Below are 13,528 nucleotides of genomic sequence, written 5' to 3' on the forward strand. Positions count from 1 at the left end.
GCTTTCCATAGGGGGTTTCAGCCCTGCTTTCCCTGCTGCCGATAGAAGGAATCGGCATTCGTCCAATCAGGTTTATTTAACATCGTTTACTAAAAACCAACGGGCTTAAGCTTATAAATACTAAAACTTGATCTTTATTTAAACAATCTGTATATTAGAATCAATATTTATCCCGAATAATTTACATCCGAATTTATTTAATTAAAATTAAATGCTTGTAAAAACATACGGGAGTGCTGTTTATGGCGTAAATGCACTAACCATAACAATCGAAGTGAATATTAGTGCGGGTAAGCAATGTGTAAATAGATTTAAAAGTTCGGTTTATAATAAATATATTGTTAGTCCGCCATCAATAAATTATATGCTTAATCCAACTAAAATTATCTACAGTTTATTACTATGTCTGATTACTAACTGTTCAATTGCTCAAAATACGATCACAGAAATAAATGCAGTACAAAAAATCAGTCCACCATATCAAGGCTTCTACGCGAAGTATTTAGACAATCAAGGAATCGCCATTCGTTCGGCAGAAATAGTAAGCGATAGCGCGTTATTAGTTGCATCTAAAAAATTGGATTACTTACTAAAGGACATGCCGATCGTACGAAAAAATTTAATTGCGAATGGCATTGAACTTCACATTATCGGCAAAAACCAAAAAACCTCAGATTTACCAGAATTTAAAGAAATGAAGGGTGTTCAATACATGGATAACGGCTCAATGACAGATATTGATGAACGAACAAGAGGAATGGGTGGAATATATGCGTCATGTGGTGAAGAAAATTTATTAAATCTTCAAGGTGATAAATACGCTGGTGGATATGATATCTGTATACATGAATTTTCGCATAGTATAATGGATTTTGGACTTGACAGCTTGGTGAGAAGTAAAATCGTATCTCAATACATTTCATCTGTTAAAACCCAAGGGCTATGGAAAGGAGCTTATGCAGCAACAAACGAACAAGAATATTGGGCTGAACTAACAACATGGTATTTTGGAGCCCATGGAGACTATATGAAAGGCAATAAGCCAACAGCTGGTCCTAAGGGCTTAAAATCATATGACCTTCAAGGGTACAAATTAATTGACTCTATCTATAGTGGAAAAATATTATCTACACTAATAAAGAAGAAATCACAGGTTTTATTTAGCAAAATTCCATCCGGTCACTCTGAACAGAAATCAAAATTAATAATCATAAACAACTCCAAAAAAACACTTAAACTTTCATGGGTTGATTACCATGGAGTAGAGGTTCCTTTGTCAGAAATTTTACCTTCAACAACATTCAGTAAAGACACTTATTATGCACAAGTTTGGTTGATTGATAATGGCAAAACTAAAACCTATGTTAAAATTTTCGATTCTAGATGTAATATTGAACTTAGTAAAGATTTTTAAAGAGTCGTTGAATTGTCCTAGCTTCAATCAACAGTAAATAAATTAGATAATTCTTTATATATTAGCCTATATCAATATTCATCCCGAATAATTTACATCCGAATTTATTTTAATTAAAATCAATGCTTGTAAAAACATACGGGAGTGCTGTTTATGGCGTAAATGCACTAACCATAACAATCGAAGTGAATATTAGCGCAGGTACCAAATACTATATGGTAGGCCTGCCCGATAATGCGGTAAAAGAAAGCTTGCAAAGGGTGGCCAGTGCCATTAATGTTTCAGGTTTTCGCATGCCTAAACAGAAAATAGTGGTAAACCTGGCACCTGCCGACATGAAAAAAGAAGGCTCCTCATACGATCTGCCAATTGCCATCGGTATTTTAGCGGCTTCAGGCCAAATCCCAGCCGACGAACTAGAAGATTATTTTATTATGGGCGAACTTTCTTTAGACGGAAGCATACAGCCCATAAAAGGAGCTTTACCAATTGCTATACAAGCACAACAGGAAGGTTTTAAAGGATTCATCTTACCGAAACAAAACGTTCGTGAAGCAGCCATTGTAAACGATTTAGTGGCGTACGGCGTAGAAAACCTGGCCCAGGTAATTGCTTTCTTTAATAAAAGCGAAGCGCTGGAACAAGTTAAAGTGAATACCAAAGAAGAATTCTTAAAAAATATCAATAATTACGAACACGATTTTGCCGACGTTAAAGGACAGGAAAATATTAAAAGAGCCCTGGAAATTGCGGCAGCGGGTGGTCATAATGTTATTTTAATAGGGCCGCCAGGGGCAGGTAAAACCATGCTGGCCAAGCGACTGCCCACGATATTACCTCCATTAAATTTAAACGAAGCCTTAGAAACCACGAAAATCCATTCTGTTGCCGGAAAACTCTCTGCAAGCGATGCATTAATGACAAGCCGTCCGTACCGCTCACCACACCATACGATTAGCGATGTAGCACTGGTAGGCGGCGGAATCAATCCGCAACCCGGAGAAATATCGCTGGCACACAATGGTGTTCTGTTTTTAGATGAATTGCCCGAATTTAAACGAACTGTTTTAGAGGTAATGCGTCAACCTTTAGAAGACCGAAAAGTAGCTATTGCAAGGGCAAGGTTTTCGGTAGAATATCCAGCCAGCTTTATGTTAGTGGCCTCAATGAACCCCTGCCCTTGTGGTTTTTACAATCACCCGGAGAAAGATTGCGTTTGTGCACCTGGTGTGGTGCAAAAATACCTGAGTAAAATATCCGGACCGCTTTTAGACCGGATAGATCTTCATGTAGAAGTAACACCCGTTAACTTTACAGAATTAGCCTCCACTACCGAAACAGAAAGAAGCAACTTTATCAGAGAACGCGTAATTAAAGCAAGAGAAATTCAGGATCTACGTTTTGCAGATAGAGAAGACCTGCATTGCAATGCCCAAATGAGTCCGAAAATGGTTCGCAAAGTATGCCAGATCAGTGATGAAGGAAACAGTCTCCTGAAATCAGCCATGGAAAAATTAGGTCTTTCGGCCCGTGCCTACGACCGGATTTTGAAAGTTGCCCGGACCATTGCCGATTTAGATGGAAGTGAAAACGTAGAAATGGAACACTTAGCAGAATCGATTAATTACAGGAGCTTGGATAGGGATGGCTGGGCGGGGTAATATTTAGCCTCTACTTACTGCCGTTAAAGTAAACTGGGTATCAAATACAACACTATAACTAAGATAATCCAAAACAAATCCAGAATGGGATTCTAACGAAAATGCCAATGTATATGTAATGTGATTAGACACATAAGAATGTGGTCCTGTATCTTCTACTGTAATCTCGCCAAGTTCAAAATATCCTTGTTTTTTCTCATATTCATCTTTAAAAATCTGATCAGTAAATGGAACTAAGACATTTAATGCTTTATTAATGATAACTTCTATATTTTCAGAGATTAGAAAAGTTGTCATCGATAAAAATTCATTCTTATTTCCTTTTAAGTTTTTAATTTCAAAATGTAAAGGAATCTTATCCTTATAATGTATATGTGTTGTTGTATTTATCATATAATCTTAACGGGTTTATTAGTAAAGATAGATAGAAAAGATAAATTGCAGCTTTAGAGATTTGTAATGAATCATTGCACAAGAAACAGCCCTATGAAAAAATCAATTTTTGCGCTTTTCAGCATACTTTTATTTGCTTTACAAAGTATAGGCCAAACACTGCCCGATTTTAATCCGCCCAAAAATTACAAATTGGTGCTCGAAGCCAGAGGCGATTTAGGCAAAGAGGAAGTGGTATATGCTTTTGATACCGATAAAACGGATGGGAAAGATGGCTTAAAGAGGATTCTCTATATCTGTAAACAGGTTGATGGTAAAATAAAACTATGGAAAAGCAATGGCACCGTTTTACGGAGCAGTAAAGATTGTGGTTTTTGTGCAGATGCAGGCGTAAACCTCTCGATAAAAATTAAAAACAATACCCTGATTACTGAACAGACCTTTAATCACAACACCAGGCATTACAGCACCTGGAAAAACATTTACCTTTATCAAAATAACGATTGGTTTGTAATCGGTTATACCATGAAAGATTATGATACCTGCGATTTTGATTACCAATATGATATCAATTTTTCTACCAAACAAGTCAATGTGGCTTACACTTACGGAAGTTGTGATGACGACAAAAAAATACCAAAAGATAGTTTTTACAATTTTAAATATCCGTTTAAAGCTATCCCCAAAATGGATGGTTTTGCTCCTGGTAAAGTAGAATTAAAATTTCCGGCCAACAACAAATATTTCTATTATTGATTATAAATAAATCGACCATGAAAAATAGTTTATTCATCCTCTTTTCGCTGATTTCTATTCAGCTATATGCGCAGGTAGATCATCCTCAAATCCCAAAAACAGGCACTAATACAAATGCCTTTGTTCCAAAAGGATGGAAAGTAATTTATCAGGCCAAAGGCGATTTAAATAAAGATCCTTTACCTGACGAAGCGATCATTATTCAGAATACCAATCCAAAAAATATCATCAAAAATGACGGTATGGGCCGTGACACACTAAATGTGAATCCCCGTATGCTTTTGGTACTTATAAAAACATCCGGGAATTACAGCTTACTGGCTCAAAACACCAATTTTATCCCAACTGAAAATGACATAGAGAGCACTTGTCTCGCCGATCCTTTACAAGAAACTGGTGCCATCAGCATAAAAAACGGAGTACTGATTTTAAGTTATCAATACTGGTCAAGCTGTGGTTCTTACGGGGTTAGTAATGTCGGTTATACATTCAGGTTCCAAAATCAAAAAATGGAACTAATCGGCTATCAAACGGGGAACTATAGCCGATCTTCGGGAGAAGAAAGCACTACCAGCCTTAATTTCTCTACACGAAAAAAAAGTGAAACCTCTGGCGGCAATATGTTTAGCGACAAAACCAACAAACCGAAAACGGTATGGAAAAAGTTTAATTGGGCCAGATTGCTTACACTTAATGAAATGACGGAAGAACTTGCCGAAAAACTTTCAGAAATTTAACATAAATCTATTGCAATATGCCAAACATGAACAGCATATTTTTTCTATGCTTTATATTTATTTCCAGTCATTCGTTTGCCCAAAAAGTATTCCATCAGCCAACCTCAACAGGAATTTGGCAATACATTTATCCTTTTAAAAATAAAGACTATGTACTCGCTATACAGTATTTAATTATTAAAAAAGAACCTTCGGCAGAATTATGCCATGCCAATATATATTTTGGTAAAAAAGGCGTAAAAACAGATAAAATCTTTTGGAAAGAAAACATAGAAATGCGCCATATCTCTGATAATATCACTTACGAAGACTATAACAACGACGGGATAAAAGATCTGTTAATTTTCGAAGATACAGGTGGAAGGGGAGGAAATTCGTTTTACAATCTTTACCTGGTTAATCCCAAAAACCATACCTTAACCAAGGTTAAAGATTTCGACAATATCGTTAACCCCAGCTACACCAAAAAATACAAAGTAATTGTGAGTTATGGTTTAACAGGCACTAATTATTATCAGTTGTATAGACTTAATAAAAGACACATACCATATAAAATTGGCAAACCTTTCGACGATAATGATAATTTAGATCTGGATAAACAGATTGTCAGGATCTTAAAAAAACAATAATTCAAAACCACAGATTAAAGAGATAAACGATTAACATATCAATAAATGAACATCAAAAAAATCATTAAATTGCTCTTATATGCCTTTATTTTGGCTGTTATTGTAGTATTAAGTGTAAACTTGCTCATAAAATACCAGACTAATCCGGCGATTTATTCGAATGAACAAGATGTACCAAAAACTAAAGTGGGTATTATTTTTGGAGCAGGAATAAACAACAATAAACCCAGTAAATATTTAAAGGACAGGCTTGATGCTGGCATAAAACTTTATAAAAATAATAAAATTGATAAAATTCTGCTGTCAGGAGATAATGGAAGTGATGCACACGACGAATTAACAGTAATGAAACTTTACTGCTATGAACATGGTGTTGATACCAATAAAATTTATCTTGATTACGCTGGTTTTGATAGCTACTCTACGCTGTACCGATCAAAATTTATTTTTAACATAGATACCGCGATCCTGGTATCGCAAAAATATCACCTAAACAGGTGTATCAATATTGGCAATAAACTGGGTATTAAGTCTTACGGTTTTGTTGCAGACCAGGGAACATACCAGGGTTTCAAATACGCATCCTTTAGAGAGTACTTTGCCGTTGTAAAATCAACAATCGACTTGATGATTGGTAGAAAACCTCATTTTTTAGGCGAAAAAGTTAACATTAATGGTCCATCAAACTACACCAAAGAATAGCATAAAGTACCTTAACATATTTTTTGCTTGTAATCCTATTTCCAAAAAAGATAGCCATCCTTAGGTACCTTATTTAAATGATTTACTAAAAGACAGCAATAGACTTAAAAAGGTTAGAATGTTAGACTTTATCTATAGCTAAATTGAACAGGTTCTTTTAAACTGAACAGTTTTACTATGCTAAAACTTTAACGCAACTCCCAGATCGACGCTTAAAAGATTTTCACTTTCTTTCTTTTTTAAAATTAATCAAGACACTGTATTACAGCATTTTAAATTGAAAAATAATTTCATTTCACTATATTCTAAAGCCTTATTCAGCCAATAGTCACAACGCTTTGGCACAGTCGTTGTCATAACACTGTTACATTTATGACCTATTTAAAATTAAAAAAGTGAAAGAGATGAAAAAGACAGTTCAAATTTTCAGTATGCTTTTAATAGCATTAACCGTAATGGTATCATGTAAAAAAGATACTGATCCTGCAGATCGGGATTTCTTCGTGGGTACTTACAAAGGAACCGTTTCCTATCGTGATGGAGAGACTACAACTAACAGTAGCGATGGTAAAGTAACTGTAAGCAAAGTTGGCGAAACGTATAATTTTTACTTTGGTAACGGCATTCCTGACATTACAGGTGTAAAGTTTGAAAAAACAGGCGACAACAGTTATGTAAGTATTGGATCGGGTTTAACCGGTATCAGTATTGATGCCAGTAACCTTAAAATGTTGGTTTCGAAGGATGGGAAAACCTGGACAGCAAATTGCACTAGGTAAACCATTTAAAGACACAAGGCCCGATCAGTAAAAAATCGGGCCTTATTTTTTAGCCTTACCTCATTCGAAAATCAAAACAATGAGTTTCATGCTTAATTTAATTAAATTTATAGCATGAGTTTTGAATTAAAAACACACCTCGAAGAAATCGTTTCCCTCACCGATCAGGAGTTTGAACATATAGCAGCACACTTCAAACCCAAAACGCTTAAAAAACACCAGTACCTGATCCAGGAAGACGAATTTGTCAATCACATTTATTTTGTAGTTAAAGGTTTATTAAAGGCCACATTTACAGATGCCAATGGCAAAGAGTATATTATCCAGTTTGCGATGGAAAACTGGTGGCTTTCTGATTTTAGGGCTTTTTATGGTCATGTTAAATCGATTACCAACGTCAGCTGCCTGGAAAACTCCGAACTACTCTCCATCAGCAAAGATAATTTAGATCAGCTTTGCCGCGAAAGTCATAAAATGGAGCATTTTTTCAGGATAAAAAACAGTTTGGGTTATGTAGCTTTACAGCAAAGGATTTTATCACTTTTAACCACAAGCCCGAAAGAGCGTTTTGAACAACTCGCTCATCAATATCCGCAATTGATGCAAAGGGTTTCTAAAACAATAATCGCAGCATACCTGGGCATTTCAAGAGAAACTTTAAGCAGGCTTTCCGCAAAAGTGTGATTCTGCTCACATTAAATTTGTGATTGAACTCCTTTGCTGCCTTAATCAACAGCACTAATTTTGTGGTACACTTAGCATAAAAAATATGAATAAGAAAGTTTTATTCGTGCTTACAAGCCACGACGAATTAGGAAATACAGGTTTAAAAACAGGTTTTTGGTCAGAAGAATTGGCAGCGCCATATTATGCCTTAGCCAACAAAGGTATTGATGTTGTATTGGCCTCACCAAAAGGTGGTCAGCCACCAATAGACCCTAAAAGTGAAGATCCTTCTTTTCAAACCGAAACGACGAAAAGGATGGACAAAGACACTGCTCTTTTGGCCAAATTAAAAAATACCATCCCACTGGATGATATAAAAATGGATGATTATGATGCAGTTTTTTATCCTGGTGGCCACGGACCACTTTGGGATTTAGCAGAAAGCGCAACTTCACAACAGCTCATTACCGAATTCTATACCGCCAACAAGCCTGTTGCTTTTGTATGTCATGCTCCGGGAGTGCTTAAGGATGTAAAGATAAATGGTGAATACCTGGTGAATGGAAAAAATGTAACCGGGTTTACCAATACCGAAGAAGAAGCTGTACAATTAACAAACGTAGTGCCTTTCTTGGTAGAGGATATGTTAATAAAAAATGGTGGACATTACAGCAAGATAGCTGATTGGAATCCCTATGCTGTAGTTGATGGCTTATTGATTACCGGACAAAATCCAGCCTCATCAGAAAAAGTTGCAGAAGAATTATTAAAGCTTCTTGCCTAAATTTAAATCCTCAACACGGACTGGTATAGCCAAACCTTGTTGAGGATTGCTTATTATAGCTCTTCTTCATCATCTTCTTCAGGCACGTATTTTTCAATCGCCTGGCCAATTGCATTCACTTCTTCGTCTTCCTCAAAAATGGGAAGTTCGGTTTTATAGTCCATTTTCAACCAGATCGATGAAGTATCTTTTTGAATCTGAATGTATTCTCTTCCATCTTTAAAAATGGTATACGAATCATTTCCCTCCGGAAAAACTGAATAATTAATTGCTCTTATTTCGATGTCAAAAGGTTCTTGCATAGCGGATATTTTTCTTCAAAGATAAAAAATCTTTCTTTGGGTTAAGCCAGTTAGATATAATGACATTCTTATCTTTATGGCATAAATTTACATTATGGATTTTTCAAAAGCAGATAACAAAGTTGCCCGAAAATTATTCGAGGTAGCTTTACAAAGGGAATTAAAAAAAGAAATGCAGGCATTTTCTGAAATTTTAGACCAATGGAAAACACAACAACCTGAAGACAACAAAGCCGATTATTATAAAATTTTTACCGCTGTAACAGATTTCGACAAACACATTGCCAGAAGGTACGACGGCATGAGAAATTCCTGGTTTTTTGATACGGTAATTGCTATGCTTGTAGATAAAACCATTACTACAGCTGATTTAGAAGATTTTTCGGAAGAGGCAAAAGGTGAAATATCAAAGAGTCTTAAATTCAGAGAAGTTAATCAACTATAAATAAGGCCAAATTCAGGAAAGGTAGTTGTCTGATTTTACACCGTAAAGGAATTACTATAAATTCAGTGTGCGCTGTGGTCTTTCTCTGTGACCTCTATGGTAAATGATAATTAAAAAATTACGCCTGATTGTTTAAAAATCCCATCATTTATACTACTTTACGGCTAAAGATTTTACGCGATAGATAAGAAGATGAAGTTAACGTTTTGGGGCGCAGCACAACAAGTAACAGGCAGTATGCACTTGCTCGAAATTGGGCATTATAAAATACTGATAGATTGCGGATTAGATTACGAGAAGGAAACCTACCAGGAAGAAAACCAACAATTCCCCTTCGATCCGGCAATTATAAACCTGGTAATTTTAACTCATGCGCATATCGATCACTCAGGTAATTTGCCAACATTGGTTCGATTTGGTTTTGAGGGCCAGGTACTTTGTACTCCGCCCACAGCCGATCTTACTTCGATATTATTATTCGATTCCGTTGAACTTTTCTTAAGAAAGGCAGGTCGTAAACCCAGAACTAAACGTGGTAATTTCAGCGGACCCAAACCGTTGTACCTGCACAAACATGTAATGGATACCATCGATCGTTTTGTAACCATTGCTTTTAATAAAGCTTTTAAGATTAATGGGGATATTAGCTTAACCTTTGTTCCTGTTGGCCATTTACTTGGTGCTGCCGCAGCTATTCTAACCATAAACGATCACGGCATAGAGAAGAAAATTGCTTTTACAGGCGATATCGGCAGAGAGAACTACCCAGTATTGGTTAATCCTGAGCCGCTGCCAGAGGTTGACTATCTTATAAGTGAAGCCACTTATGGCGGCAGGGTGCACACCAAAGACCAAACACTGGAAGAAAGATTAGTTCAGGAAATTACAGAAGCCTGTATCAAAAGTCCTGGACGATTGATTATTCCGGCATTTAGTATTGGCCGGACCCAATCGCTGGTATTTGCCTTAAACCAGATATTCACCAAAAAATTATTGCCACCTGTTCAAATCTTTGTAGACAGCCCAATGGCGATTCAAGCCACGGAGGTTTACCGCAAACACCATAACCTGGTGAATCAGGAAGCAAAAGATTTTTACCAGACCATGGGTGATGAGTTTGAATTTGAGCACCTGGCTTACGTTCAAACCATGAAAGAAAGTAAAGATGTTTCTAATTATTTCGATCCCTGCATTATTATTTCATCTGCCGGCATGTTAGAAGGTGGAAGGATTCAGGATCACCTGTATTATAACATTCAGAACTATTATTGTACCATCCTTTTTATTGGTTACTGCGCAAAAGGAACGCTTGGGTATAAGTTATTAAGCGGAGCACCTATTGTGCGCATTAAAGACCGGGAAATGATGGTTTACGCCACCATCCGCCAAACCGATCTGTTAAGCGGCCACGGCGACCATAACGATTTAGTGAAAACAATTAAACAAACCGGTCAGCCTAAAAAAGTTTTCCTTGTGCACGGAGAAGATAAAAGCCTTCAAAGTTTATCACTGGCACTGCAGGAAGATGGTTTCAATGTAGAAGTACCTGAAAGGGGAGAGGTTTTTGAACTTTAGTTCAATTGGTCATCGTGTTAATAGTCCATGGTCCTTTGGCTCATAGTTGATGGCCATTGCGGCTAAAAAACCATGGACCATGAACTATCAACCCAAAAAAGATTCTTCGCTGCGCTCAGAATGACAATAACATCACTTCCTCACTTGCCCATCACCCCGTACCACCCATTTATAACTGGTTAATTCCTCCAAACCCATTGGTCCACGGGCATGGAGTTTTTGTGTGCTGATACCGATTTCGGCACCAAGACCAAATTGAGCGCCATCTGTAAAACCTGTCGAGGCGTTGGCATACACCGCAGCCGCATCTACTTCATTTAAAAATTGGGCAATATTTTCTGCATTTTCAGAAATAATGGCTTCGCTATGTTTCGAGCTATAATCGGCAATGTGGTTCAATGCTTCTGTTAAATCCGTGACAACTTTAACTGCCAGTTTTAATGATAAAAACTCGGTGCCAAAATGTTCAGGCGTGGCTTGGTTTAGTAAGTGAGCTGGATAAGAATATTTTAATATTGCATAACTTTTCTCATCAGCGTATAATTCTACATTTCCATCTGCAAGAGGGGATAAAAGTGCAGGTAGATCATTCAGTCTATTTTCGTTAATTAACACACAATCTAAAGAATTACATACACTTACCCTTCTGGTTTTTGCATTAAAAATAATTGTCTTACCTTTCTCTAAATCGCCCGATTCATCAAAATAAGTATGTACAATGCCTGCTCCGGTTTCGATAACTGGGATTTTACTGTTTTCGCGAACGTAATTAATCAACGATTGACTTCCCCTCGGAATCAGTACATCTACAAAACCCCTCGCATTTAATAAAGCTTCGGTTGCAGTTCTCTCTGTAGGCAATAAGGCTAAAACATCCCGATTGATTTTATGATTATCCAATACCTGATGTATTACATTTGCAATTGCGAGATTAGAAAACTCAGCGTCGCTGCCACCTTTTAATACGGCAACATTCCCGGTCTTAAAACAAAGCGAAAATACATCGGCAGTAACATTAGGCCGTGCTTCGTAAATTACACCCACAACACCCAAAGGCACACTAACCTTTTGGATGTGTAGCTGATTTTCCAGCGTTTTATCAGAAAGGATTTTACCCAATGGACTGTTTAAGCCTGCAACATTTTTAAGGTCGTTTGCAATATCTGCAATGCGTACAGCGCTTAACTTTAACCTGTCATATTTGGGGTCTTCGATGGGCATTTCGGCTAAATCCTTTGCGTTTTCAGTAAGAATTTCGGCTATATTAGCCACCAGGGCTTCAGCCAGATCCTTTAAAACTGCATCTGTTGTTTCTTTTCCCAAGCTAATCAAAGTGCGACTAGCCAGTTTTGCTTTTTCGAAATATTGTTTGTAATCCATGTTGTTAATTATTAACCGCAAAGAGCGCTAAGTTTTTCGCAGAGAACGCTAAAGTTAATTGCATATTTACAACCTTGTTTACCCTACCTCTGTTTGCCTTCGCGCATCTCTTTGCGTCCTTTGCGGTAAACCCCTTTAAATAGCTGAGTAGAAATAATCATAATGCACCAAAGCCTTTTGTTTCTTCTGTCCAATACGCTCTCTGGCTTTATCAGAACCATATTCTGCTATTCCCAATCCGATCAGGTTATTTTTTTCGTCGATAATTTTAATAATATCACCTTTTAAAAAGTCTGTTTGGATTTCGATAATTCCCACGGGTAATAAACTGGTTGCTTTACCGGAAGTTAATACCGTTTTGGCACCATCATTTAGCTTTACGACACCAGTTGCAGCTGTTTCGGAATGGGCAATCCATTTTTTCTTGCCTGATTTGCTTTTCTCGGGAACAAAGCGCGTATGCACCAGTTGATTGTTTAATAGAGAAGTCAGCACACCATCTTTCGTTCCATTGGCAATATGGACAGTTATACCCAATTTAGCCACTTTTTGTGCCATGGTCGATTTTGTGATCATTCCGCCACGGCCAAACTGCGACTTTCCGGTTTGTATAAAAGAAGCCAGGTTAGCAACCGAACCAGTAATTTCCTCAATAACAGCTGAACCCTCAACTTTCGGATCGCCGTTGTAGATACCGTTTACATTCGACAGAATAATCAGGGCATCGGCATTTAACATCGAAGCAATTAACCCTGCCAGTTCATCGTTATCGGTAAACATCAGCTCAGTAACCGAAACCACATCGTTTTCGTTCACAACAGGAATTACCTCGTTCTGAAGCAAGATCTGCAAACAGTTTTTCATGTTTAAATAATGTGCCCGGTCGCGGAAATCTTCCTTCGTAACCAAAACCTGAGCGCATTGTATAGCATGTACTGCAAAGAAATTGGAGTAGGTATTGATCAATTTCACCTGACCAATGGCCGCCAATAGTTGTCTGGTAGTTACGGCGTCTTGTTTTTCAGATACTTTAATCAAACTTCTTCCCGATGCCACCGCACCTGAAGAAACCAAAATTACTTCAATACCCTGCTTTTTAATATCCGCCAGTTGATTTACAAGGTGTTTGATCCTTGCCTCGTCCGGCAAACCATTCGCCTGCGTAATTACATTCGAACCAACTTTAACAACTATCTTTTTGTACCCTAATTTCATTATGATTTAAACCGTTTGGATGTGGCAATTTAACATCAATTTTTCTAATTCGAATGATTATCTATAGGCTTGATGGATTTTTGCGAAAAT

The 13,528-nt window shown here is 37.2% G+C and carries 15 protein-coding genes; 11 read left to right on the top strand and 4 right to left on the bottom strand.

Annotated features, from left to right (window positions below; translation table 11 throughout):
* Window positions 1–211 precede the first annotated feature (211 nt).
* Window positions 212–1,414 (top strand): hypothetical protein, encoded by a 1,203-nt coding sequence (locus tag IM793_RS01340; RefSeq protein ID WP_193419386.1) that lies wholly within the window; start codon window positions 212–214, stop codon window positions 1,412–1,414.
* Between the two features lie 122 nt (window positions 1,415–1,536).
* Window positions 1,537–3,075, top strand: coding sequence for a YifB family Mg chelatase-like AAA ATPase (locus IM793_RS01345; protein WP_193419387.1), 1,539 nt, complete (start codon window positions 1,537–1,539; stop codon window positions 3,073–3,075).
* 3 nt (window positions 3,076–3,078) lie between these two features.
* On the opposite strand, the gene IM793_RS01350 is transcribed toward IM793_RS01345, so the two are convergent.
* Window positions 3,079–3,468 carry a hypothetical protein gene (locus IM793_RS01350; RefSeq protein ID WP_193419388.1) on the bottom strand — a complete coding sequence of 130 codons (390 nt, stop codon included), beginning with the start codon at window positions 3,466–3,468 and terminating at the stop codon, window positions 3,079–3,081.
* Window positions 3,469–3,561: 93 nt separating this feature from the next.
* Between IM793_RS01350 and IM793_RS01355 the strand changes: the two genes are divergently transcribed.
* From IM793_RS01355 to IM793_RS01385, 7 genes are all read left to right on the top strand, one after another.
* Complete coding sequence (locus IM793_RS01355) at window positions 3,562–4,224, top strand: hypothetical protein (RefSeq protein WP_193419389.1); 663 nt, start codon at window positions 3,562–3,564, stop codon at window positions 4,222–4,224.
* A gap of 17 nt (window positions 4,225–4,241) precedes the next feature.
* Window positions 4,242–4,961, top strand: a complete 720-nt coding sequence (locus IM793_RS01360) for a hypothetical protein (RefSeq protein ID WP_193419390.1) — start codon at window positions 4,242–4,244, stop codon at window positions 4,959–4,961.
* Window positions 4,962–4,987: 26 nt separating this feature from the next.
* Window positions 4,988–5,590: a hypothetical protein gene (locus IM793_RS01365; protein WP_193419391.1), complete on the top strand. Its 603-nt coding sequence runs from the start codon at window positions 4,988–4,990 to the stop codon at window positions 5,588–5,590.
* Between the two features lie 45 nt (window positions 5,591–5,635).
* Window positions 5,636–6,292: a vancomycin high temperature exclusion protein gene (locus IM793_RS01370; protein WP_227256098.1), complete on the top strand. Its 657-nt coding sequence runs from the start codon at window positions 5,636–5,638 to the stop codon at window positions 6,290–6,292.
* A 404-nt stretch (window positions 6,293–6,696) separates the two neighbouring features.
* The gene (locus IM793_RS01375) at window positions 6,697–7,071 is read left to right on the top strand and encodes a hypothetical protein (protein WP_193419392.1); all 375 of its coding nucleotides are present in this window, start codon (window positions 6,697–6,699) and stop codon (window positions 7,069–7,071) included.
* Window positions 7,072–7,185: 114 nt separating this feature from the next.
* Window positions 7,186–7,755 (top strand): Crp/Fnr family transcriptional regulator, encoded by a 570-nt coding sequence (locus IM793_RS01380; protein WP_193419393.1) that lies wholly within the window; start codon window positions 7,186–7,188, stop codon window positions 7,753–7,755.
* Window positions 7,756–7,840: 85 nt separating this feature from the next.
* The gene (locus IM793_RS01385; protein ID WP_193419394.1) at window positions 7,841–8,521 is read left to right on the top strand and encodes a type 1 glutamine amidotransferase domain-containing protein; all 681 of its coding nucleotides are present in this window, start codon (window positions 7,841–7,843) and stop codon (window positions 8,519–8,521) included.
* A gap of 53 nt (window positions 8,522–8,574) precedes the next feature.
* Here IM793_RS01385 and IM793_RS01390 read toward each other — a convergent pair whose 3' ends face one another.
* Window positions 8,575–8,823, bottom strand: a complete 249-nt coding sequence (locus tag IM793_RS01390) for a hypothetical protein (protein ID WP_193419395.1) — start codon at window positions 8,821–8,823, stop codon at window positions 8,575–8,577.
* 94 nt (window positions 8,824–8,917) lie between these two features.
* On the opposite strand from IM793_RS01390, the gene IM793_RS01395 reads away from it, so the two are divergent.
* Window positions 8,918–9,268 carry a hypothetical protein gene (locus IM793_RS01395; RefSeq protein ID WP_193419396.1) on the top strand — a complete coding sequence of 117 codons (351 nt, stop codon included), beginning with the start codon at window positions 8,918–8,920 and terminating at the stop codon, window positions 9,266–9,268.
* Window positions 9,269–9,460: 192 nt separating this feature from the next.
* A complete protein-coding gene (locus IM793_RS01400) occupies window positions 9,461–10,843 on the top strand; it encodes an MBL fold metallo-hydrolase RNA specificity domain-containing protein (protein ID WP_193419397.1) in 1,383 nt (460 codons plus the stop codon).
* A 132-nt stretch (window positions 10,844–10,975) separates the two neighbouring features.
* On the opposite strand, the gene IM793_RS01405 is transcribed toward IM793_RS01400, so the two are convergent.
* Complete coding sequence (locus IM793_RS01405) at window positions 10,976–12,223, bottom strand: glutamate-5-semialdehyde dehydrogenase (RefSeq protein WP_193419398.1); 1,248 nt, start codon at window positions 12,221–12,223, stop codon at window positions 10,976–10,978.
* Window positions 12,224–12,358: 135 nt separating this feature from the next.
* Window positions 12,359–13,438, bottom strand: coding sequence for a glutamate 5-kinase (gene proB, locus IM793_RS01410; protein ID WP_193419399.1), 1,080 nt, complete (start codon window positions 13,436–13,438; stop codon window positions 12,359–12,361).
* Between the last annotated feature and the right edge of the window lie 90 nt (window positions 13,439–13,528).

It is taken from the genome of Pedobacter sp. MR2016-19, from assembly GCF_014947265.1.
GTDB lineage: Bacteria > Bacteroidota > Bacteroidia > Sphingobacteriales > Sphingobacteriaceae > Pedobacter.

Coding starts and splice junctions, on each gene's coding strand:
- IM793_RS01375 (WP_193419392.1), top strand. CDS start 6,697: ATGAAAAAGACAGTTCAAATTTTCAGTATGCTTTTAATAGCATTAACC.
- IM793_RS01390 (WP_193419395.1), bottom strand. CDS start 8,823: ATGCAAGAACCTTTTGACATCGAAATAAGAGCAATTAATTATTCAGTT.
- IM793_RS01355 (WP_193419389.1), top strand. CDS start 3,562: ATGAAAAAATCAATTTTTGCGCTTTTCAGCATACTTTTATTTGCTTTA.
- IM793_RS01380 (WP_193419393.1), top strand. CDS start 7,186: ATGAGTTTTGAATTAAAAACACACCTCGAAGAAATCGTTTCCCTCACC.
- IM793_RS01350 (WP_193419388.1), bottom strand. CDS start 3,468: ATGATAAATACAACAACACATATACATTATAAGGATAAGATTCCTTTA.
- IM793_RS01400 (WP_193419397.1), top strand. CDS start 9,461: ATGAAGTTAACGTTTTGGGGCGCAGCACAACAAGTAACAGGCAGTATG.
- IM793_RS01365 (WP_193419391.1), top strand. CDS start 4,988: ATGAACAGCATATTTTTTCTATGCTTTATATTTATTTCCAGTCATTCG.
- IM793_RS01370 (WP_227256098.1), top strand. CDS start 5,636: ATGAACATCAAAAAAATCATTAAATTGCTCTTATATGCCTTTATTTTG.
- IM793_RS01385 (WP_193419394.1), top strand. CDS start 7,841: ATGAATAAGAAAGTTTTATTCGTGCTTACAAGCCACGACGAATTAGGA.
- proB (WP_193419399.1), bottom strand. CDS start 13,438: ATGAAATTAGGGTACAAAAAGATAGTTGTTAAAGTTGGTTCGAATGTA.
- IM793_RS01340 (WP_193419386.1), top strand. CDS start 212: ATGCTTGTAAAAACATACGGGAGTGCTGTTTATGGCGTAAATGCACTA.
- IM793_RS01405 (WP_193419398.1), bottom strand. CDS start 12,223: ATGGATTACAAACAATATTTCGAAAAAGCAAAACTGGCTAGTCGCACT.
- IM793_RS01395 (WP_193419396.1), top strand. CDS start 8,918: ATGGATTTTTCAAAAGCAGATAACAAAGTTGCCCGAAAATTATTCGAG.
- IM793_RS01360 (WP_193419390.1), top strand. CDS start 4,242: ATGAAAAATAGTTTATTCATCCTCTTTTCGCTGATTTCTATTCAGCTA.
- IM793_RS01345 (WP_193419387.1), top strand. CDS start 1,537: ATGCTTGTAAAAACATACGGGAGTGCTGTTTATGGCGTAAATGCACTA.